The 20,229-nt window shown below is 69.1% G+C and carries 24 protein-coding genes and 1 pseudogene; 16 read left to right on the top strand and 9 right to left on the bottom strand.

Annotated features, from left to right (window positions below):
• Positions 1 to 24: 24 nt before the first annotated feature.
• Both ftsY and KY498_RS03590 read left to right on the top strand, forming a co-directional pair.
• A complete protein-coding gene (gene ftsY / locus KY498_RS03595) occupies positions 25 to 897 on the top strand; it encodes a signal recognition particle-docking protein FtsY (protein WP_060958470.1) in 873 nt (290 codons plus the stop codon).
• Positions 898 to 945: 48 nt separating this feature from the next.
• Positions 946 to 1,446, top strand: a complete 501-nt coding sequence (locus KY498_RS03590; protein WP_191008501.1) for a DUF2004 domain-containing protein — start codon at positions 946 to 948, stop codon at positions 1,444 to 1,446.
• Between the two features lie 122 nt (positions 1,447 to 1,568).
• On the opposite strand, the gene lipA is transcribed toward KY498_RS03590, so the two are convergent.
• A complete protein-coding gene (gene lipA, locus KY498_RS03585) occupies positions 1,569 to 2,594 on the bottom strand; it encodes a lipoyl synthase (RefSeq protein ID WP_191008502.1) in 1,026 nt (341 codons plus the stop codon).
• Positions 2,591 to 3,238 carry a lipoyl(octanoyl) transferase LipB gene (gene lipB / locus KY498_RS03580; RefSeq protein WP_191008503.1) on the bottom strand — a complete coding sequence of 216 codons (648 nt, stop codon included), beginning with the start codon at positions 3,236 to 3,238 and terminating at the stop codon, positions 2,591 to 2,593. Before lipB ends, lipA begins: the two co-directional genes overlap by 4 nt.
• Before the next feature lie 118 nt (positions 3,239 to 3,356).
• Between lipB and KY498_RS03575 the strand changes: the two genes are divergently transcribed.
• Together KY498_RS03575 and ffh are read left to right on the top strand one after the other, a co-directional pair.
• Positions 3,357 to 3,899, top strand: a complete 543-nt coding sequence (locus KY498_RS03575) for a TetR/AcrR family transcriptional regulator (protein ID WP_191008504.1) — start codon at positions 3,357 to 3,359, stop codon at positions 3,897 to 3,899.
• A 32-nt stretch (positions 3,900 to 3,931) separates the two neighbouring features.
• Positions 3,932 to 5,488 (top strand): signal recognition particle protein, encoded by a 1,557-nt coding sequence (ffh, locus tag KY498_RS03570; protein ID WP_061781802.1) that lies wholly within the window; start codon positions 3,932 to 3,934, stop codon positions 5,486 to 5,488.
• Positions 5,489 to 5,492: 4 nt separating this feature from the next.
• Here the strand turns inward: ffh and KY498_RS03565 are convergent, their stop codons facing one another.
• Both KY498_RS03565 and KY498_RS03560 read right to left on the bottom strand, forming a co-directional pair.
• Positions 5,493 to 6,242 carry an SGNH/GDSL hydrolase family protein gene (locus tag KY498_RS03565; protein WP_191008505.1) on the bottom strand — a complete coding sequence of 250 codons (750 nt, stop codon included), beginning with the start codon at positions 6,240 to 6,242 and terminating at the stop codon, positions 5,493 to 5,495.
• A gap of 75 nt (positions 6,243 to 6,317) precedes the next feature.
• The gene (locus KY498_RS03560) at positions 6,318 to 7,481 is read right to left on the bottom strand and encodes a glutamate--cysteine ligase (RefSeq protein WP_060958476.1); all 1,164 of its coding nucleotides are present in this window, start codon (positions 7,479 to 7,481) and stop codon (positions 6,318 to 6,320) included.
• 185 nt (positions 7,482 to 7,666) lie between these two features.
• Here KY498_RS03560 and rpsP point away from each other — a divergent pair, with 185 nt between their 5' ends.
• From rpsP to trmD, 4 genes are read left to right on the top strand one after another with little or no spacing between them, the layout of a single operon-like run.
• Positions 7,667 to 8,086 carry a 30S ribosomal protein S16 gene (rpsP, locus tag KY498_RS03555; RefSeq protein WP_060958477.1) on the top strand — a complete coding sequence of 140 codons (420 nt, stop codon included), beginning with the start codon at positions 7,667 to 7,669 and terminating at the stop codon, positions 8,084 to 8,086.
• Between the two features lie 5 nt (positions 8,087 to 8,091).
• On the top strand, positions 8,092 to 8,322 hold the full coding sequence (locus KY498_RS03550) for an RNA-binding protein (RefSeq protein WP_191008506.1): 231 nt from the start codon (positions 8,092 to 8,094) through the stop codon (positions 8,320 to 8,322).
• A 1-nt stretch (position 8,323) separates the two neighbouring features.
• The gene (rimM, locus tag KY498_RS03545) at positions 8,324 to 8,932 is read left to right on the top strand and encodes a ribosome maturation factor RimM (protein WP_191008507.1); all 609 of its coding nucleotides are present in this window, start codon (positions 8,324 to 8,326) and stop codon (positions 8,930 to 8,932) included.
• A gap of 1 nt (position 8,933) precedes the next feature.
• On the top strand, positions 8,934 to 9,626 hold the full coding sequence (trmD, locus tag KY498_RS03540; protein WP_101306236.1) for a tRNA (guanosine(37)-N1)-methyltransferase TrmD: 693 nt from the start codon (positions 8,934 to 8,936) through the stop codon (positions 9,624 to 9,626).
• Positions 9,627 to 9,657: 31 nt separating this feature from the next.
• Here trmD and map read toward each other — a convergent pair whose 3' ends face one another.
• Positions 9,658 to 10,440: a type I methionyl aminopeptidase gene (gene map, locus KY498_RS03535; RefSeq protein WP_191008508.1), complete on the bottom strand. Its 783-nt coding sequence runs from the start codon at positions 10,438 to 10,440 to the stop codon at positions 9,658 to 9,660.
• 52 nt (positions 10,441 to 10,492) lie between these two features.
• Here map and KY498_RS03530 point away from each other — a divergent pair, with 52 nt between their 5' ends.
• The 8 genes and pseudogenes from KY498_RS03530 (at position 10,493) to KY498_RS03495 (ending at position 16,519) form a co-directional block, all read left to right on the top strand.
• Positions 10,493 to 10,987, top strand: coding sequence for a hypothetical protein (locus KY498_RS03530; RefSeq protein ID WP_060958482.1), 495 nt, complete (start codon positions 10,493 to 10,495; stop codon positions 10,985 to 10,987).
• Between the two features lie 167 nt (positions 10,988 to 11,154).
• On the top strand, positions 11,155 to 11,499 hold the full coding sequence (rplS, locus tag KY498_RS03525) for a 50S ribosomal protein L19 (RefSeq protein ID WP_060958579.1): 345 nt from the start codon (positions 11,155 to 11,157) through the stop codon (positions 11,497 to 11,499).
• 144 nt (positions 11,500 to 11,643) lie between these two features.
• Positions 11,644 to 12,396: a signal peptidase I gene (gene lepB, locus KY498_RS03520; protein WP_060958483.1), complete on the top strand. Its 753-nt coding sequence runs from the start codon at positions 11,644 to 11,646 to the stop codon at positions 12,394 to 12,396.
• Positions 12,393 to 13,052 (top strand): ribonuclease HII, encoded by a 660-nt coding sequence (locus tag KY498_RS03515; protein ID WP_101306238.1) that lies wholly within the window; start codon positions 12,393 to 12,395, stop codon positions 13,050 to 13,052. The genes lepB and KY498_RS03515 overlap by 4 nt, the downstream gene beginning before the upstream one ends.
• 54 nt (positions 13,053 to 13,106) lie before the next feature.
• Entirely contained in the window at positions 13,107 to 13,430 is a 324-nt protein-coding gene (locus KY498_RS03510; RefSeq protein ID WP_060958485.1) for a DUF2469 domain-containing protein, read from the top strand.
• A 117-nt stretch (positions 13,431 to 13,547) separates the two neighbouring features.
• Positions 13,548 to 13,910: a YraN family protein gene (locus tag KY498_RS03505; RefSeq protein ID WP_101306239.1), complete on the top strand. Its 363-nt coding sequence runs from the start codon at positions 13,548 to 13,550 to the stop codon at positions 13,908 to 13,910.
• Positions 13,907 to 14,839, top strand: a pseudogene (locus KY498_RS03500) (ATP-binding protein); the annotation flags it as partial. The gene KY498_RS03505 and the pseudogene KY498_RS03500, both read left to right, overlap by 4 nt.
• 36 nt (positions 14,840 to 14,875) lie before the next feature.
• A complete protein-coding gene (locus tag KY498_RS03495) occupies positions 14,876 to 16,519 on the top strand; it encodes a recombinase family protein (RefSeq protein WP_219879498.1) in 1,644 nt (547 codons plus the stop codon).
• Positions 16,520 to 16,702: 183 nt separating this feature from the next.
• On the opposite strand, the gene KY498_RS03490 is transcribed toward KY498_RS03495, so the two are convergent.
• From KY498_RS03490 to KY498_RS03475, 4 genes are read right to left on the bottom strand one after another with little or no spacing between them, the layout of a single operon-like run.
• A complete protein-coding gene (locus KY498_RS03490; RefSeq protein ID WP_219879497.1) occupies positions 16,703 to 17,299 on the bottom strand; it encodes a DUF4913 domain-containing protein in 597 nt (198 codons plus the stop codon).
• Positions 17,300 to 17,308: 9 nt separating this feature from the next.
• On the bottom strand, positions 17,309 to 17,773 hold the full coding sequence (locus KY498_RS03485; protein ID WP_219879496.1) for a single-stranded DNA-binding protein: 465 nt from the start codon (positions 17,771 to 17,773) through the stop codon (positions 17,309 to 17,311).
• A 47-nt stretch (positions 17,774 to 17,820) separates the two neighbouring features.
• A complete protein-coding gene (locus KY498_RS03480; protein WP_219879495.1) occupies positions 17,821 to 19,638 on the bottom strand; it encodes a TraM recognition domain-containing protein in 1,818 nt (605 codons plus the stop codon).
• A complete protein-coding gene (locus KY498_RS03475; protein ID WP_258186434.1) occupies positions 19,635 to 20,219 on the bottom strand; it encodes a hypothetical protein in 585 nt (194 codons plus the stop codon). The genes KY498_RS03480 and KY498_RS03475 overlap by 4 nt, the downstream gene beginning before the upstream one ends.
• Between the last annotated feature and the right edge of the window lie 10 nt (positions 20,220 to 20,229).

Raw genomic sequence — 20,229 nt, 5'->3', positions numbered from 1 at the left:
CGCGCGGGCATCTAGGCTGAAGTCATGGCGGAGAATCCCTGGTCGCTCGGTCGCGCTCTGCGCGGCATGTTCGTCAAGCCCACGATCGACGAGAACACCTGGGACGACCTGGAGACGGCACTGCTGACCGCGGACTTCGGCCCAGACATCACCGAACGCATCATCGATGAGCTGCACGAGAAGGTCGACCGCTTCCGCACGACCGACCCGCGCGATCTGCAGCGGATGCTGAGGGAGACCCTCGAAGAGCACTTCGCGAAGTTCGACACGACGCTGCGGCTCACGGAGCGCCCGGCGGTGGTGCTCGTCGTCGGCGTCAACGGCGTGGGCAAGACGACCACGATCGGCAAGTTCGCGAAGTTCCTGCAGCGCTACGGCCGCTCGGTCGTCGTCGGCGCAGCGGACACCTTCCGTGCCGCCGCGGTCGACCAGCTGGCGACGTGGGCCGAACGCGGGGGAGCGACGATCGTCCGCCCGCAGCAGGAGGGGCAGGATCCGGCATCCGTGGCCTTCCAGACGATCGACTACGCGAAGGCCCACGGCACCGAGATCGTGCTCGTCGACACCGCGGGACGCCTGCACACCAAGGGCGGCCTCATGGACGAGCTGACGAAGATCCGTCGGGTGATCGAGAAGCAGGCCCCCATCAGCGAGGTGCTCCTCGTCCTCGACGCCACGACGGGCCAGAACGGCGTCATGCAGGCGGAGGCGTTCCTCGAGCACGCCGGCGTCACGGGACTGGTGATCACCAAGCTCGACGGCTCCGCGAAGGGCGGGTTCGTGCTGGCGGTGCAGGAGCGCACCGGCATCCCCGTGAAGCTCCTGGGACAGGGCGAAGGCATCGGAGACCTCACCGGCTTCACGCCGCACGTCTTCGCCGCCGCGCTCGTCGACTGATGACGCCGCGGGGTCGCGCACGGGCGCCGAGGGTGGTTGCATAGGGACATGGCGATCGAGCACGACTACTTCGGACTGCTGGAGTCCGGGCCCGACGGATCGATCTTCTGGTCCGAGGTGGTCGACTTCGCGGATCAGCGCGTGACGGTGGACCTCACGGCGCCCGATCAGGACGACGTGTCCGCGGCCGCGCTCGACGTCGCCGCGGCCATGATCAACGCGCTCGAGCAGATCGACCTGCAGGCCCGGAACGCCATGGTGGCGGAGCTGGACGACCGCACGAGCGAGGTGACGGAGTACCTGCTGCAACAGCAGGAGACCCTCGGAGACGACCTCGAGGACGTGCTCGTCGACATCTCCGGCGACGTGCACATCGACATCATCCGCTCGCTGCAGCTGGTGAGCATGACGATCCTCGCCGACGAGCACGGCGGTTCCGACCCCTTCGCCGTGCTCGAGTACGCGCTCGACCCGGACGCCACCGACGAGGTGCTGCTGGTAAACCTCACCAGCGACGGCGACGTCAAGTCGGTCACGAGCGCCGACTGACCCCCCCCCCCCCCCCCCCCCCCCCGCGAGCCGCTACGCCCTGGCCGAGCCGCTACAGCCCGGACGGCACGCGCGATGGCGGTTCGGACGCGCAGTAGCGGCTCGCGGACGGAGCGGCGGCGTCAGACGGCCTGGGCGAATCCCAGCTGTGCGTCGGCGAGGTGCGACAGGTGCGCCGGGATCTCGCGGCCCTTCGCCGTCATCGACTGCGCCCAGAGGCGGCCGGCACGGTAGGAGGAGCGCACGAGCGGACCGGCGAGGACGCCCAGGAACCCGATCCGCTCCGCCTCCTCCTTGAACTCCACGAACTCCTGCGGACGCACCCACCGCGCCACCGGCAGGTGGCGGGGCGTCGGGCGGAGGTACTGCGTGATCGTGATGATGTCGGTGCCGGCGTCGTGAAGGTCCTGGAGGGCCTGGACGACCTCCTCCGGCTCCTCGCCCATGCCGAGGATGAGGTTCGACTTCGTGATCAGCCCGGCCGCGCGCGCCTGGGTGAGCACATCCAGGGAGCGCTCGTAGCGGAATGCGGGGCGGATGCGCTTGAAGATGCGCGGCACCGTCTCCACGTTGTGCGCGAACACCTCGGGGCGCGCGGCGAAGACCTCGTCGAGGAGACGTGGCTCGCCGTTGAAATCGGTCGCGAGCAGCTCCACACCGGTTTCCGGGTTGACGGCGTGGATCTGGCGGATGGTCTCGGCGTTCAGCCACGCCCCGCCGTCGGGGAGGTCGTCGCGGGCCACGCAGGTGACCGTGGCATACCGCAGCTGCATCCTGCGCACGCTGTCCGCGACGCGCCGGGGCTCATCGGTGTCGTAGTCCGCCGGCTTGCCGGTGTCGATCTGACAGAAGTCGCAGCGCCGTGTGCACTGCGATCCGCCGATGAGGAAGGTCGCCTCGCGATCCTCCCAGCACTCGTAGATGTTGGGGCAGCCCGCCTCTTGGCACACGGTGTGCAGTCCCTCGTCCTTCACGAGCGACTGCAGGGCCTGGTACTCGGGGCCCATCTTCGCCTTCGTGCGGATCCACTCGGGCTTGCGCTCGACCGGCGTCTGGGCGTTGCGCACCTCCAGACGCAGGAGCTTGCGGCCCTCCGGCGCGTTGGCCGGACCGGTGTCGCCGCTGGGGGTCACTCCGCACGCGCTCATGCCGCGACCTCCGCGGCCTCGACGAACGACGCCCGGAAGGCATCGGCCACGAGATCCTGCACGTCGGCGGGGGAGACGTCGCGCCCGAGCACCTCGCTGATCGTCGTGACTCCGGCATCCGAGATGCCGCACGGGACGATCTGGGAGAAGGGCAGGAGGGAGTTGTCGCAGTTGAGGGCGAACCCGTGCATCGTGACACCGCGCTGCACGCGCACCCCGATGGCGGCGATCTTGTCCTCGGAGAGGGGGCGGCGCACCCACACGCCGCTGCGCCCCTCGACGCGGTAGCCCTCGACGCCGAGGCCGGCGAGCACCTCGATGAGGATCTGCTCGATGCGCCGCACGTGGGCGACGACGTCGACCGGCTCGGTCAGCCGCACGATCGGGTAGCCGACGAGCTGCCCGGGGCCGTGCCAGGTGATCTTCCCTCCGCGGTCGACGTCGACGACGGGCGTGCCGTCGGTCGGACGCTCGTTGCGGGCGGTGCGCGCGCCCGCGGTGAAGACGGGCTCGTGCTCGAGCAGCAGCAGCGTGTCGGGGCGTTCCCCGGCGACGACGCCGGCGTGGATCTCCCGCTGCAGGCTCCAGCCGTCCGTGTAGGGGACGAGATCGGGCGCGAGGCCCACGGTCTGCACATCGAGCATGGTGTGCTCCTCCGGTGTCGGTGGGTGAGGAGGCAGAAGGGATGCCGGTGGCATCATTTCTGCACGGCGTCTAAAAACACGATCGGGAACCCACAATACGCCCCAGTAGGGTGAGGGGATGAGCTCCGGTCGCCCGCGCGCCACATCTCGGGCGACGATCGCCGAGGCCGCCTCGGAGCTGTTCCTCGAACGCGGCTACACCGAGACCACCGTCGCCGACATCACGACGCGCGCCGGAGTCAGCCGCTCCACCTTCTTCAATTACTTCTCCTCCAAGGCCGACGTCCTCTGGAGTGGATTCGACGAACGCGCCGACACGGCGTGCGCGACGCTCGCGGCCGGCGCCGACCCGGTGTCGGCCCTGCGGGCACTCGTGGACGGCTTCGCCCCCGACAGCCTGGCCCTCGCGATCACGCACGCGACCGCGATGGGCATGGAGCCCGACCTCGCCACGGAACGAGCGCTCCGCACGGCCCGGCTGGCGCGCGCCGTCAGCGACGGGCTCGTAGACCGCGGCGAGGGTCGTCTCGCCGCGGACGTCCGCGGCGGCGCGCTGGCCGGCGCCCTGCTCGCCGCCGTCTGGGCATGGGCGGTCGCGGGGCCGGGACGGTCGGCGCTCGCACCGCTCTGGGAGGACGCGCTGGCGCTCGCGAAGGGCTGAGGGCGAGGCCGGTCCCGTAGAATCGGGGCATCATGGCGACTTTCGGCACCCTCAGCGATCGGCTGACAGAGACCTTCCGCAATCTGCGCACCAAGGGCAAGCTCACGCCCGCCGACGTCGACGGGACGGTCCGCGAGATCCGTCGGGCCCTCCTCGACGCCGACGTCGCGCTGATCGTGGTCAAGGAGTTCACCGCGAAGGTGCGCGAACGCGCCCTCGGCGACGAGGTGAACCGGGCACTCAACCCCGCGCAGCAGGTCGTGCAGATCGTCAACGAAGAGCTCGTCGCGATCCTCGGCGGTCAGCAGCGCCGGCTGCAGTTCGCGAAGAACCCGCCGACCGTCATCATGCTGGCCGGTCTCCAGGGATCGGGCAAGACGACCTTCGCCGGCAAGCTCGCGAAGCAGCTCGAGAAGGACGGGCACACCCCCTTGCTCGTGGCCGCCGACCTCCAGCGTCCGAACGCCGTCAACCAGCTCCAGGTCGTCGCCGAGCGCGCCGGTGCGGCGATCTACGCGCCGGAGCCGGGCAACGGCGTCGGCGACCCCGTGCGGGTCGCGCGCGACGGCGTCGAGACCGCGCGCCGCCAGCAGCACGACGTGGTCATCATCGACACCGCCGGTCGCCTGGGTGTGGATGCCGAGCTCATGAAGCAGGCCGCGGACATCCGCACGGCCACCGATCCCGACGAAGTGCTGTTCGTGATCGACGCGCTCACCGGTCAGGATGCCGTGAACACCGCCAAGGCGTTCCAGGAGGGCGTCGATTTCACCGGTGTGGTGCTCAGCAAGCTCGACGGCGACTCTCGCGGCGGCGCGGCCCTCTCGGTCGCGTCCGTGACGGGCCGTCCGATCATCTTCGCCTCGACGGGCGAGAACCTCGAGGACCTCGAGGCCTTCCACCCCGATCGCATGGCCAGCCGCATCCTCGACCTCGGCGACATCCTCACCCTCATCGAGCAGGCGCAGCAGGCCTTCGACGAGGAGGAGGCGCGGAAGGTCGCCGAGAAGCTCGCGACCGAGCAGTTCACCCTCGAGGACTTCCTCGACCAGCTTCAGCAGATGAAGAAGATGGGGTCGATGAAGAAGATGCTCGGCATGCTGCCGGGCATGGGCCAGATGAAGCAGCAGCTGGAGAACTTCGACGACCGCGAGATCGACCGCACCGAGGCGATCATCCGCTCCATGACCCCGGGAGAGCGCCGCAACCCCAAGGTGCTCAACGGCTCCCGTCGCCTGCGCATCGCGCGCGGCTCGGGGATGACCGTCACCGATGTCAACCAGCTCGTGCAGCGCTTCGAGCAGGCCGCCAAGATGATGAAGACCGTCGCACGGGGCGGAGTGCCCAACATCCCGGGCATGGGGCCGGTGGGCGGAAGGCCCGGCGCGTCGAGCAAGCGGGGCGGCAAGCAGAAGGCGCGCAGCGGCTCCCGCTCCGGCAACCCGGCCAAGCGCGCCGCCGAGAACGCGGGCCTCGCGGCCGCGGCGCCGAGCGGCCCCGCCGGGTCGGGCTTCGGCCTCGGCGCCTCCGCGCCGCAGCCGACCGAGGCGGAGCTCGCGGAGATCCAGAAGCTCTTCGGGAAGGGCTGACCCGTCAGAGGGTGATGCCGGCCTCGTCGAGGGCGGCCTCCACGGCATCCGCCAGGACGACCTGTCCCTCGGCGGTGGGGTGTTCGCCGTCCCACTGCAGCAGGTCGGGTCGCCCGCGCAGCGGCTGCCCGATGGAGACAAAGACACCGTCGTCGGCGTCGAGGGCGCTCTGCAGGGCGTCGCTGGCCCAGCCGATCGCGTCGGGCTCGTCGTCGTCGATGTGCCAGAGGGTGTCGATGCCGATCAGTCGCGCATCCGGGAGGCCGGCGCGGAGCCGGTCGACGGCCGCCCGCGTGGCGTCGTCGATCTCGTCCTGCGCCGCGTCCACGTCGTTGTCGGAGGACTGGATGATGACCACCGCGGGGTCCATCGCGATGGCCTCGTCGACCAGGCCGCCGAGATCATCGCCGCAGTCGCCCTCGATCGTGAAGCCCGCGCCGCTGCACGACAGGTTCACGATGTCCGCGCCGGTGTCGCGCGCCAGCAGCGCGGGCCAGGCCTCGTCCTCGTCCAGACCGAGCCCGGCCATGATCGAGTCGCCGATGGTGACCACCAGGCCACCGGTCGCACTCGGCGCGGCCGCGCGTGCGGCGGGTACCGGGGCGGCGGTCGGCGCGTCGCGGGCGGGCTCCGGGCGCCGCGCGTCGGCGGAGCCGTCCGGAACCGCCGCGGCGCACCCGGACAGGGCGAGCGCTGCCACGGCGATGACGGCGCCGGAGACGGCGGCGACCGGAACGAGCCTGCGGGTGCGCACCGCTTCACTCTAGGCTCCGCCCGGTGTGAACACGCCCGGGTGATCCGATGCGCGGGCCGAGAGCGCCGACGCCGCTCAGTCGGCCAGGCCGGCGAGGTGCTCGTGCAGTGTGGGTCCGGCGCGGAACTCGCGGATCAGGTGGTGCACCACGGCGCGGAGGTCCCCTCCGGCCGCGTCCGCGACGAGCAGCTGACGAGCGGAGCTGCCGCCCTCGTCGAGGATGCGGCCGACCCCCGCGAACTCGCGCGCGCAGTGCAGATCGCGAGCGACGTCCTCCAGCGCGGCGAGCGTCTCGCGCAGGTGCTCGGCCACGGGGCGCTGGGTTCCGTCGCGATCGACGATGACGCGCGCCTCGGTGCCGTAGCGCGCCGCCCGCCACTTGTTCTCCCGGACGAACCACGGCTGCAGTGCGGGCAGGGTGCGCCCCGCGTCGAGCTCGCGCGAGAAGTGCTCCACCAGCACCTGGACCAGCGCCGCGACGGCGGCCAGTTCGGGAAGCGTCGACATCCCGTCGCACGCGCGCACCTCGATCGTCCCCCAGCGCGGTGCCGGGCGGATGTCCCAACGGACCTCGGTGGCGTCCTCCATGACCCCCGTGCGCACCATGTCGTCGAGATACGACTCGTACTCCGGCCACGCGGTCAGCGGCCAGGGCAGTCCTGCCGTGGGCAGCTGCTGGAAGACGAGGGCGCGGTTCGAGGCGTATCCCGTGCGTTCGCCGGCCCAGAAGGGGCTGGATGCCGACAACGCCTGCAGATGCGGCAGATAGGCGGTGAGGGCACCGATGATCGGGAAGACCTTGTTGACGTCGTCGACGCCGACGTGCACGTGGATGCCCCAGATCATCATGTTGCGGCCCCACCACTGGGTGCGCTCGATGAGCTTGTGGTAGCGCGTCTTGTCGGTGACCTCCTGCTCGTACCACTGGGCGAACGGATGGCTTCCGGCGCACAGGAGCGCGATGCCGCGCGGATCGGTCTCCCGGCGGATCGCCGCGATGGCGTCGGCGATGTCGTCGACGACCGCCGCGACCGTGTCGCCGACGCCGCTGGTGACCTCGATCGTGTTCGTCAGCAGCTCGCCGGTGATCGTGTGACGCTCCAACGACGTGGAATCGCCCAGTGCGGCGAGGATCTCCGGCGCCCGGGGGACGAGGTCGCCGGTCTGCTCGTCGGCGAGCATGAGCTCCCACTCGATGCCGACAGTGGACCGGCTGGATGTCGCGAAGGGCACCGTCATGGCCCACAGTCTGACACGCGGAGTACGGCGTGTTCGCGGCATCCGTCACGATCTGGCAAAATAGACCGTTGGACCGCTCGCTCGACCCTCTATCCGGCGATCGCGTCCACCCTAGAGCTTCCGCCGGGTGTGCACCCCACAGCCCGAGCGTCGTTCATCACCTCACAACACCATTCAGGAGAATTGTGGCTGTCAAGATCCGTCTCAAGCGCCTCGGCAAGATCCGTGCGCCCTACTACCGCATCGTCGTCGCCGACTCGCGCACCAAGCGCGACGGTCGTGTGATCGAGGAGATCGGCAAGTACCACCCCACCGAGGAGCCGTCGTTCATCGAGGTCGACTCGGAGCGTGCGCAGTACTGGCTGTCCGTCGGCGCGCAGCCGACCGAGCAGGTCGCCGCGCTGCTGAAGCTCACGGGCGACTGGGGTCGCTTCAAGGGCGACGCGAACGCCGTCTCGACCGTCAAGACGGCCGCGGCCAAGGAGGAGTTCCAGATCGACTCCGCCAAGAAGTCGGTCATCAAGCCGAAGGCGGAGAAGAAGGCCGAAGAGCCCGCCGCCGAGGTCGAGGCTCCGGCCGAGGCCGAGCAGACCGACGCAGAGTAAGACCGTTGCTCTCCGCCGCGCTCGAACACATCGTCAAGGGGATCGTCGATCACCCTGAGGATGTCATCATCCGTTCCTCCTCGTCGCCGCGTGGCGACGTCCTCGAGGTGCGCGTGCACCCCGACGACCGAGGTCGGGTGATCGGGCGCGGCGGACGCACGGCCAAGGCGCTGCGCACCCTCGTGTCCGCTCTCGCCGACGGTGCCCGCGTCCGCGTCGACGTCGCGGAAGACTGACATGGCGACGGCCGGCCCCGCACGCACGCAGCTGCGCGTCGGGCGTCTCGTGAAGGCCCATGGCCTGAAGGGCGCCCTCAAGCTCGAGCTGTACACCGACGACCCCGACGGACGATTCGTCCCGGGCGCCGTCTTCACCCTGCAGGTCCCCGAGTCCTCCCCGTGGCACGGCAAGACGCTGACGGTGCGCGAGTTCCGCTGGATGAACTCCCACCCCGTCGCCTTCTTCGAGGAGGTCGAGGACCGGACGGCCGCCGAGAGCATCGTGCGCGCCATCCTCTGGATCGACCAGGACGAGTCGGCCGTGGCCGAGGACGACGCCTGGTACGACCACCAGCTGGTCGGGCTCACGGTTCAGCGGGACGGCGAGCCCGTCGGCCGTGTGATCCGCGTCGACCACCTGCCGGCCCAGGATCTGCTCGTCGTGCGCCCTCTCAGCGGCGACGACGAGATCCTCGTGCCCTTCGTGGCCGCGATCGTCCCCGACGTCGACATCGCCGCCGGCACGATCACCGTGACACCCCCCGCCGGGCTCTTCGAGGAGCTCCCGGGCGACGACGACGCCCCCGAGGCGGACGCCGACGCCGAGGCTGCACCCGCCGAGGACTGACGTGCGAATCGACGTCGTCACGATCTTCCCGGCGTTCTTCGACGTGCTGGAGGTCTCGCTCCTCGGCAGAGCCCGTGGCGCCGGCATCCTGGACGTGCGGGTCCACGACCTGCGCGACTACGCGCACGATCGTCACCGCACCGTCGACGACACGCCCTACGGCGGCGGGGCGGGGATGGTCATGAAGCCGGAGCCGTGGGGCGAGGTGCTCGACGCGATCGCCGCGGATGCCGACGGGCCGCTGCGCTTCGTGTTCCCGTCGCCCGCGGGCACCGTGTTCACGCAGCGGACCGCGCGAGACTGGGCGTCCGCCGAGACGCATCTGGTGTTCGGCTGCGGCCGCTACGAGGGCATCGACGAACGCGTGTTCGCCTACGCCGCCACCCTCGGCGAGGTGAGCCTGACGAGCATCGGCGACTACGTGCTCAACGGGGGCGAGGTCGCCGCCATGGCGATGATCGAAGCCGTCGGACGGCTCGTCCCCGGCGTCGTGGGCAATCCCGAGAGCCTCGTGGAGGAGTCGCACGAGGACGGGCTGCTGGAGTACCCGTCGTACACGAAGCCCGCCGCCTGGCGCGGCTACGACGTGCCCGACGTGCTGCTCAGCGGCCACCACGGCCGCGTCGCCGATTGGCGACGCGCGCAGCAGGTCGAACGGACCCGCGCGCGCAGGCCGGACCTGCTGGCGGACTGAGCGGCGCGGCGGACCGGCCGCGATCCGCTCCTCAGTCGACGCCGAGGAACGAGCGATCCGTGAGGATCAGCGGACCGTCGTCGGTGATGGCGACGGTGTGCTCGGCGTGCGCGCCGCGCGAACCGTCGGCGCTGCGGAGGGTCCAGCCGTCGGGGTCGGTCACGAGCTCGTCGGTCGTCTGCAGGAACCACGGCTCCAGGGCGACCACGAGCCCGGCCCGCAGCGGGTAGCCGCGATTCGGCTTGCCGTCGTTGGGCACGTGCGGGTCGCCGTGCATCGTGCGTCCGACTCCGTGCCCGCCGAAATCGGTGTTGATCTCGTAACCGTCGGCGCGCGCGACCTCGGCGATCGCGTGCGAGATGTCGCCGATCCGCCCCCCGACGGATGCCGCGCCGATCGCGGCGTCGAGGGCGCGCTGCGTCGTGTCGATGAGCGCCAGATCCTCGTCGCGCGCCGTGCCCACGACGAAGGAGACCGCCGAGTCGGCGACCCAGCCGTCGATCGACACGGCGAAGTCGAGCGTCACGAGGTCGCCGTCGCGCAGCGCGTAGTCGTGGGGGAGGCCGTGCAGGACGGCGTCGTTGACCGAGGTGCAGATCACCTTGCCGAACGGGCTGGCGCCGAACGACGGGTGGTAGTCGATGTAGCAGGACTCCGCGCCGGCGCGTCGGATGAGCTCGTGCGCCCGCCGATCGATGGTCAGCAGGTTGGTGCCGACCTTCGTGTCCTCGCGGAGGGCCACCAGCGTCTCGGCGACGAATCGTCCCGCGGGACGCATCGCCTCGATCTCGGCGGGGGTGCGCAGCTCGATCATCGTGATCCTTTCGTCAGGATCTATTCTGTCCGACCGGCGTAGCATCGAAGGTATGTGGCTGCGACAGACGTTCTTCCGGTGGCTCGTTCCGGCGGCGTTCGTCCTGCCCTTGTGGCTGGTCGTCGGCTGGATCGTGTTCGGTGCGAGCCCGTGGGCGCTGCTGTGGGTGCTGCTGTCGGCGCCGATCGTGTTCGTGTGGCAGCTGATCCTCGCGCTGCTCGTGCGGGCGCGCGGCACCGTGCGGGCCGAGCGTGCCGTCTCGTGGCGCGATGCCGGGGTGATCGGCGCGTGGCACGTGCTCGTCGTCGCTCTCGGCGTGTTCGACGGCCGGTGGTGGTGGCCCGTCTTCGCGGTGACCGTCGCGTTGGGCGTCGCGGCCATGTGGTCGTCGCTGTCGCAGCTGTGGCGCGAGGCCGGTCCGCGGGTCTCGATCCTGCGCACGCCGTCCGGCATGGGGTACGTGGCCCCGGCGCGCGACGACGCTCCGCGCGCATCCGAGCCGGAGGAGATCATCGTCATCCGCGAGAACACGCCCCCGTCGTCCTGACCGACGCGGTTTGGATGCACCCGGCATCCATGGCAGAATGGCTGTTTGTGCCCTGAACAGGCTCTGCCTCAGGGGAGCACGGCGTCGGCAACGATCGCCTCGGGCACACGAATCCTTACCATCCCCATCTCGCGATCGACCTGTGGCGGTCGCAGGAAGTGACGATCATGCAGATTCTCGACGCCGTCGACGCGGCATCGCTGCGCAGCGACATCCCCGCCTTCGCCCCCGGTGACACCGTCAAGGTGCACGTGAACATCACCGAAGGCAACCGTTCCCGCATCCAGGTCTTCCAGGGCGTCGTCATCGGCCGCTCGGGAGACGGAGTGCGCGAGACCTTCACCGTCCGCAAGATCAGCTTCCAGGTCGGCGTGGAGCGCACGTTCCCCGTGCACAGCCCGGTGATCGACCACATCGAGGTCGTCACCCGTGGTGACGTCCGCCGCGCGAAGCTCTACTACCTGCGGAACCTCCGCGGCAAGAAGGCCAAGATCAAGGAGAAGCGCGGCTGACGCGTTCCTCCTCACGGATGCCCCGGACCTCTGCGGTCCGGGGCATCCGTCGTCCCGGCGAGGCGTGTGGAGCCGACGGCGCGCGCATGTGCGACCCTTGAGGGGCGGTACCGACGGGCGGCTCCGAGATCGAGAAAGACAGGCATGACTTCGGACAACATCACGGCTCCGGACACGGCGCTCCCTCCTCGCCAACGCCGCCGTCGAGGCATCTGGATGCTGCTGCGCGACGTGCTGGTGATCGTGCTGATCGCCGTCGTGGTCTCGTTCGTGATCAAGACGTTCCTGGTGCGGTCGTTCTACATCCCGTCGGGCTCGATGGAGCAGACGCTGCTGATCAAGGACCGCATCCTCGTCGACGAGCTCACCCCCCGCTTCGGCGGGTACGAGCGCGGTGATGTCGTGGTCTTCCGCGACCCGGGCGGCTGGCTCCCCGCGGCGCCGGCCACGCCGGATCAGCCGCCGCTCGCCCAGGCCGCCGACTGGCTGCTGTCTCTCGTGGGCATCACGGCCTCCGACAGTGACGAGCACCTGATCAAGCGCATCATCGGCGTCGGCGGCGACCACGTGGTCTGCTGCAACGCGATCGGGCAGGTGACCGTCAACGGCACCCCGATCGACGAGACCCCGTACCTGAACCTCTCCCCGGGCCAGAGCGCGCCCCAGCCGGTCCCGTTCGACGTCGTCGTGCCGGAGAACTCGCTGTGGGTCATGGGCGACAACCGCGACCACTCCCGCGACTCGCGCTACAACATGGATCAGCCCAACAAGGGCTTCGTGCCGCTGGACAACGTCGTCGGGCGCGCGTTCCTGATCACCTGGCCGTTCGACCGCTTCGGCACGATCGACGGGCACCACGCGGTGTTCGCGGGGGTGCCGGCGCCGGGAGCGGAATGAGCGTCGTCGCTCCGCGTCTGACCGTCGAGCGCCGGCTGCTCAAGGAGCACGCGCTGGTCATCGCGTGCGACGAGGTCGGGCGGGGAGCGTTGGCCGGCCCGGTGGCGGTCGGCGCCGCGGTGATGGATGCCGCCGGCGCGCGGCGCCGCATCCCCGAGGGCCTGCGCGATTCCAAGCTCGTCGCCGAGCACCGCCGCCCGGACGTGGCCGCTCGCGCGGCCGCGTGGGTCGGTGCGTCTGCGGTGGGCTGGGCGAGCGCCGCGGAGATCGACGAGGTCGGGATCATCCGCGCCCTGGGCCTCGCCGCGCTGCGCGCCATCGCGGATCTCCGGGCCGCGGGCATCGTCCCGGAAGAGGCGATCGTCATCCTCGACGGCAACCACGACTACATCACCCCGGCGGGAGGGTCCGGTCTGCGGGTGCGTCCCATCGTGAAGGCGGACCGCGACTGCGCGTCGGCGGCGGCGGCCTCCGTGCTCGCCAAGGTCGCCCGCGACGACCTCATGACGCGCCTGCACGACGAGCACCCCGTCTACCGGTGGGAGCGCAACAAGGGGTACGCGAGCCTGGAGCACCGCGATGCGATCCGCGCGCACGGGCTGAGCGCGCATCATCGGGCGTCGTGGGCCATCGCCGACGCGCCGACGCTGTTCTGACGCGGATGCGGCGGCATCCGCCCGCCCCCGCCGCCCGCATAGGATGGGAGCACCATGGACGACGAGGGCTTTGACGACTACGACCGCGAACTCGAGCTGGCGCTGTACAAGGAGTACCGCGACGTGGTCTCCCAGTTCGCCTACGTCATCGAGACGGAGCGCCGGTTCTACCTCGCCAACGACGTGAACGTCGTGCGCCGCGACACCGAGCACGACTTCTACTTCGAGATCTCCATGACCGACGTGTGGGTGTGGGACATCTACCGCGCCGACCGGTTCGTGAAGTCGGTCCGCGTGCTCACGTTCAAGGACGTCAACGTCGAGGAACTCCAGCGCCGGGACTTCCAACTCCCCGACGAGCTCTCGCTCGACTCCTGAGCGCACCCGCGCCGCGGACGAGACGTCGGCTCCTCCCCAGCGCCGGACGCCGATCGACCGTCCACCGATCCCGTCGCCGCGCCCGCGCACGGCCGCCGATGACGCCAGTCTGCTGCCATGGCAGACAAGGACGAGCTCGGTCGGGCGGGTGAGGATCGCGCCGCGCGACACCTCGCGCTGAACGGATACACGGTCCTCGATCGCAACTGGCGGTGCGCCGTGGGGGAGATCGACATCGTGGCCGTCGACGGCGGCGACCTCGTCGTCGTGGAGGTGAAGACACGACGATCGGTGATGTTCGGGCACCCGTTCGACGCCGTCGACGCGCGCAAACGCGCACGCCTGTGGCGCCTGGCCCACGCATGGGCGTCGGCGCATCCCGACCTCTCGCGTCGACGCCGCACACGTGTGGATGTGATCGGGGTGACCGGCGACGATCCGGCCACCGCCGTGCTGGAGCACCTGAAGGACGTGCGATGACGGTCGGCCGCACCTGGGGCGTCGTGCTGACGGGCCTGCGGGGTGATCTCGTCGAGGTCGAGGCGGACCTGTCGAATCAGACTCCGGGGTTCTCGATCATCGGCCTCGCCGACAAGGCCATCGGCGAGGCCCATCAGCGGGTGCACAACGCCTGCGCGAACAGCGACCTGCCGCTCCCGCGACGCAAACTCACCGTCAACCTGTCACCGGCGAACCTCCCGAAGCAGGGGTCCGGTCTGGACGTCGCCATCGCGATCGCGTCGCTCGCGACCGAGCACGCGATGGATGCCGCGTCCCTCGCCGCCACGGTGCACATCGGCGAGCTCGGCCTCGACGGGCGGGTTCGTCCGGTGACCGGGGTGCTGCCCGCCGTGGCCGCGGCGGCACGCGCGGGCGTGCGCAGGGTGGTCGTGCCGCACGCGAACCGGGAGGAAGCGGCGCTGGTGGACGGTGTCGAGGTGCTGGGCGCGGCCTGCCTGCGCGACGTCGCCCGCTGGCACGGGCTCGACGTCGACGACGTCCCGGTGGAGCCCGTGCCGCATCCGGCGGCTCCGCGGCGCGGTGCGGCCTCGCCCCCGCCGGATCTGGCGGACGTGATCGGGCAGGCCGATGCCGTGGACGCGCTCACCGTCGCCGCCGCCGGTGCGCACCACGTGCTGATGAGCGGACCGCCCGGTGCGGGCAAGACCATGCTGGCGCGCCGCCTTCCCGGCATCCTCCCCGATCTGGACGACGACGACGCGGTCCACGCCGCCTCCCTGCGCTCGCTCGCGGGGGAGGCGGTCACCGACCTCTGCCGCACTCCGCCGTTCGAGGCACCCCATCACAGCGCCAGTGCGGCGGCGCTCGTGGGAGGCGGCAGCCGTGCCGTGCGCCCCGGCGCGATCGCGCGGGCGAGCGGTGGGGTGCTCTTCCTCGACGAGTTGGGAGCTGGAAAGTGCACCTCCTGATCAAGGAGGCAACTCATGAAGACTCTGGAGCGTCGTCCAGGCTTGAATGCTCGTCCGGGTCGTACCACTCGATCCGTGGTGTATCCCGCGTTTGCTCGAACCGGGCCGGAAGCGCCCCTTGCAGGGACGCAGCCGATCTACCTGTACCTGCGCCTGTCGAAGTATCACAAGGACAAGGCAGACGCGATCGAGCGGCAGCGGATCGATCTCATCCGGATGCTCGCCGCGGAGGGCGGTTGGACCGTGATGGGCGAGTACATCGACAATGACTCCGCGAGTTCATCGGCGGTCAAGACCCGGAAGGGATGGCGGCAGCTCAACCTCGACATCAAGGCCGAGAACGTGAAGGCGGTTGCGTTTTGGAAGCTCGATCGCACGAACCGCATTGCTGCGCATTGCATCGAGTGGATCGGTGATTGCCAGCGTGCGGGTGTGGTGTTGCGATCGCATCAAGACTCGACCGACGAACTCAACACCGCGACGGCGGGCGCGAAACTGGTCACCGGGATCAAGGCGCTGTTGGCCGAAGTCGAAACAGATTCGATGAGCGAACGGCAACTGGCCGCGAAGCGGCACTTGGCCGAGGCCGGTTTCCATCATGGTGGGACTCCGCCATTCGGATGGAAGTCTGGGCCACGTGTGACAGACGAGCTGGGCCGTACGGGGATTCGGCTCGTTCCTCACCCTGTCGAGCATAAGGCGTTGAAGGACGCAGTTGACATGGTTCTCGCGGGTAAGAGCTTGTCTCAGATCGGTCGCTATTGGAGGGAACGCTACGACATCACGACGGCCTCGGGCGCGTACGTGTACGAAGCGACCATCTACAGGTCGCTGGTATCCCCTCGGATGATCGGCTATCGGATGAGGCAAGTGCCAGAGCATCAGCGAGGTGTGAAGATTGATTTGCTCGACTACATCGCGCGGGACGCGAACGGCGAGCCTGTGATTTCTCAAGAACCTGTGTGCGACCGGGCTACCTGGTTGCGCGTGCGCCGTTTGTTGGAGCAAGCAAAGACGTCCAAAGCTCGGAAGCCCTGGGGATCTCACGAATGGCTTTTGTCGGGCCTCCTCTTCTGTCGATGCGGTGGGCACCTCTATGGGCACCAGAAGAAGCGGGAACGACCTGGCGGCGATGTTGAGACCGAGTATGTGTATCGCTGTATGACGAACCGGCACCGCGGGCCGGGGAACTGTCCTGGCGGTTGTACGGTGAGTGCGGTGAAGGCGGAAGCTTACGTGCTGGGCTGGTTCTTCTCCCAGATCACTGACGAAGCACTAACAAGGGCCAGAGCCAGGAGGAAGCTCGCGCGGGCTGACAACGAGGTAAACGTTCTGCTCACCCAGCTTGATGAAGCAACCGCAGAAAAGAACACGCTCCTGGCTAAGCAGGGCACCGGTGCATACAAGGGAACGATGGTGACCGTGTTGCTCGGACTGATCGAGGACGCTCAACAGCGAATCGATGCACTCCAACGCCGCATCGAGGCGGTCGAGTCAGACGAGTTGGTCGTAGCTGACGGCCCTGACGTGATTCGTTCGTGGAGTAGCAAGGGGATCAAAGAACGGCGGAACTACCTGCGCCGGATGATCCTCCAGATCGACGCGCTGCCGGGACGCGGGCCCATCGAGGAGCGGATAAGGATCACGCCGGCGGGCTGATTCTCTCCACCAGGGCTGCTGCTTCAAGAAGTAACGCAAGGTCTTCGAGTACCTCGATCGGTGCGGGGCTCGCGATGCACCGGGAAACCCCATCGCGCCACCCCGCACCGAACTCGGCATACTCGCTGTCACCGATGAGCGTCGCCACATCGGTGGCCGGCGGGCAAGGAACCGGCTCGTTCATCAGAACTCGCCCGCCAGTCGGCTGTAGAAGGCATCCTCCTCAGCACGTCGTGCTTGCACGTCTGCGTGCATGTATTCCACGAAGTCTTCCTCGCGGTTCGGGATCATCACGTCCTCGACTGGTTCGACGGGTTTCTCTCCGGGCCAGATGATCTGGCGGGTGGGGCGGTCGGTGTTCAGTCGGGTGCCGCAGGCTGAGGTCCAGTCGCGGAGGCGTTCTTGGGCTTCGGCGAAGTCGCGGTGCCAGACGAGTATCGCGGAGCCTTTGGCTTCGGGGTGGATCGCGCACAACCAGTGAATGTGCAGCGCGGAGAGCTCCCAGACGAGTTCGGGGTGGCGGTGCCAGAACGGCGGAACCACGGCGACGGGCAGGCCGTAGGTGTGGCGGAGCCAGTGCACCCATTCGTTGAGCGCGAGCCATTCCTCTTCCGCGGCGTCGGCGGTGAGGAGGTTCCAGTTCACCGGCCCCGGAGGCCCGGCTGACTCCTCGTTCTCGGTGCCGGGGGTTTCGGTGTCGAGGTCGTAGCTCTCATCGAACTCGTCCTCCGCCATCTCGTCGGGATCAGCGTTGCTCTGCTGGGGCAGTTCATCGGTCATGATGTGCGTTCACCTCCCGACTACAGCAGTGCTGGCGGATGTGCGGCGTTCGGTGTCGGGTGAGAGTGCGGCGTTCTCGAGTCCCGCATCCAGGGAATCGGTTGCTGGGGTCCGGCGGGGCCGGTCGACGGTGTAGCGGGTGCGGGCGAGGTCGTGACCGATCTTCTTCGCAACGAACTCCTCCGCCTTGACCTGCCGCCCGTTGTCGTCAGTGTGGTCGTACTGGTGCACGTACCCTTCGGCGATGAACTTGTCACCCTTCTCAAACCGCTGGTGCGCGCGTTCGGCGGTCTTCCGGAACGCGACGAGGTCATGGAACGTGGTCTCGGTCTGCGTGAACGAGCCATCGTCTTCCCGCCGGTAGTGCTCCTGCCCGATCTTCACGAACAGACGCGCGTCACCTTTCTCGGTGAACGACAGGTGGGGTTCGGAAGCGATGAACCCGGACAGGGACTCTTGCGTATGGATGGCCATGGGACACTCCTGGTCAGTAACGGCATCCCCAGGGCTGGGGTGCTCTATCACTCAGGTGCGCCCGCCACCCCCTGCGCACCGGTCGAGGCCGGTGTTCCTGCTTGCAGCAGTTCCTCGACACGGCGGCGCTGCGACTGCAGCTCGTCCGCGTCTTTGCGGCGGGTCCACGCACGCAGACGCGCGATGATCGGTGGTGCGGCGCGGAGGAGGATGAGGCCGGTGCCGAATGGGAGGGTGCGGATCACGTCGGGTGGCATGATCGGCACGCGCCGGATGGAGCGTTGCGCGGTGCGGGACCCGTGGTCGCCGACCGTGGTGGAGTCGGTGATCTCGTCACGCTCCCCGATGAGCGTGGTGAGGTCTTGGAGGTCGCGGGAGTTGGAGGCGCCGCCGAGGATGATCTTCACAATCGACGCGTCCCAGATCGCGCCGGCCGCGTTGTCCGACCACTTTTCCCTCGCCTGGGCGAGGGACTGTAACACCGGCATCGTCGTGATCCCCGTGCCGCCGCCTTCCGCCATCAGCGTCGGAAGGGATGGGAGTGGTGCGAGGTTCCCGATCTCATCGAGAGCGAGTAGGAGGGGTGGGTCGAGGCGTGCGGCGGGTGATCTGGCGGCGAGGCGGCGTGCGGCTTCGACGAGGTCTTCCACGAACGCCGATACCAGTGCGGCGCTGTTGTTCGCTCCCGCACCTGTTGCGAGGAGGTAGACGGTGCCGCGCTTGCGGAGGAACTCTTCGGGATCGAACCGCTCATCCGGGCCGGGACTCACGGCGTCGAGAACTCTCGGGTCAGCGAGCGCCGCCAACGACAGCGACACGCCTTGCCAGATGGAGTCGCGGGTTCTCGGGTCTGCATTGATCATTGCCTGCAACGAGTCCGCCCATCCAGTGGCCACGTTCGGGTTCGCGGTGAGGATCGCGACCGCATCCGACGCGGCAGCCGGGTCGAGCGTCCACCGGAACAACTCGGCTGGCGTGCGGTGATCCAACGCGGCGGCATGGAGGAGGGCTTGGAGTGCGGTGCGGGTTTTCCCTTCCCAGAAGTCGCCGCCTTCGACTCCGCCGGCGGAGAGGCCGGTGCCTGCGGCAAGTCCGGTGGCGCGGATCATCGCGGTCAACGGGTCCTCGCACCCCCGGATCGGCGACCACCGGAGCCCTGCCGGGACGCCTTCTGTGAGGTGTTGTGGGTCGAACACCGCGACCGGGCGTCCGTCGGTGCTGCGGGCGGTGAGTGTGGCGGTGAGGTTGTCGGGGCGGGTGGAGGTGGTGACGACCGCGCCGGGGGCATCGAGGATCGCGTTGACCACCACATGCAGACCCTTCCCCGACCGGGGCGGACCGATCAGCAAGATCGAGTCCTCCACACTCGCCCACACATCCACACCCCGCGACGCACCAAGGAGATAGCCCACATCCCCGACCGCCGGGTGCTGGATTGACGGGCGGAGCTGCCCCGCGCGACGCAGCAACGATTTCTCTGATGCAGCCGCGGTCACATCGGTGCGGGTGGCGATCCCAGCGATCCGATACGGGTCGACCTTCGTCCGCCGTGCCTGCTCCCGGAACGTCCGCCAGACCCACCACCCCGCCGCCCCGACCGCGAGGATGAGGGTGCCGGCGACGATCCAGTAGACGACAGCATTGAGCCCGTCGGCGCCGAGCGCGGCACCCGGATCACCCGGATGCAGGAGCACCCCAAGGCCGGCCTCGATCCCACCCGAAGGCTGCGCAACCCCGGTAGCCCAGGCGGTGATGCTGCCGGCGATACGGAGCAAGACTGCCAGGGCGGCGGCGGTGATGAGGGCGATGATGCCGAGGTTCGCCAGCTCATCACCGATCGCCCCGCCCTGCCTGGGGGTGCTCATTGGATTCTGCCGATAGTGAGAGTGCCGGAGACGCGGCCGACGAGGATCACTTCACCCGTCACCGCAGCCGCCGCCTGCTCAGCCGTCAGCAGGGCACGAGCGCTCCCATCTTGGGCGGCGTCGCTGTGGGCGTGGATGATCGCAACGGCGACATCCTCACCCGGCACAAACCCCGAGCCCGCCACCTGATGCAGCACCGGGAGTACCGCAGGCAGAGGCGGCGACGCGGACGCCGGCGGTGTTTCCCACGGCTTCGGGCCTGGTCGTTCGCGAGGTGGGGTGATGATGTCGGTGAACGCTGATCCGTCCGCCTCCCGCACCTGCACCCTCAGCGGCGTCCGGTAGCGGGCGGTGAGGGTGTCGAGGATCGTCGGGAACGACTCGCGCCGCCAGCCGGGCGCGAACGGATCCGGCAGATACGGCACCCCATCCACCGTGACTGTCATCGACCCGTCGCCGTCGATGGTGAACTCCACGACCGGCACGACCACCGGCCCGCCCGATTCAGACTTCGGCGACTTTGCCATGTGTGAGGGTTGGTGGTCTGGGCGGGTGCGGCGGTAGCGCGGCTTCGGCGTCACAGAGGATCCT

Origin of the sequence: Microbacterium sp. PAMC21962 (assembly GCF_019443465.1) — a bacterium.
Lineage (GTDB): Bacteria > Actinomycetota > Actinomycetes > Actinomycetales > Microbacteriaceae > Microbacterium > Microbacterium hominis.
This window is presented reverse-complemented; position numbering and strand designations above follow the sequence as displayed.